The 293-nt window shown below is 37.9% G+C and carries 1 protein-coding gene; it reads left to right on the plus strand.

Going from position 1 to position 293, the window contains the following annotated elements:
* Positions 1 to 293, plus strand: a 293-nt coding sequence (locus tag LG649_RS16085) for a SulP family inorganic anion transporter (protein ID WP_262904515.1), incomplete at both ends; no start/stop codon positions are given.

Below are 293 nucleotides of genomic sequence, written 5' to 3' on the forward strand. Positions count from 1 at the left end.
AAAGAATTGGTTGGTCAAGGTATAGGTAACAGTATCGCGGCTATTTTTGGAGGAATTCCTGGTGCTGGAGCAACCATAAGAACCGTAGTAAATATTACCTCGGGTGGTAAAACTAAGTTGTCTGGAATGATTGCCGGAATTATGTTGTTAATAATCCTATTAGGTTTAGGCCCAATAGCATCGCAAATTCCAGCAGCAGTTTTAGCAGGTATTTTAATTACAGTTGGTATAGGTGTTATGGATTATAAAGGATTAAAAGCCATACCAGCGCTTCCTAGAGATATTAAAATAGT

The sequence above is a fragment of the Neotamlana laminarinivorans genome, assembly GCF_020523925.1.
In the GTDB taxonomy this organism is placed as follows: Bacteria; Bacteroidota; Bacteroidia; order Flavobacteriales; family Flavobacteriaceae; genus Neotamlana; species Neotamlana laminarinivorans.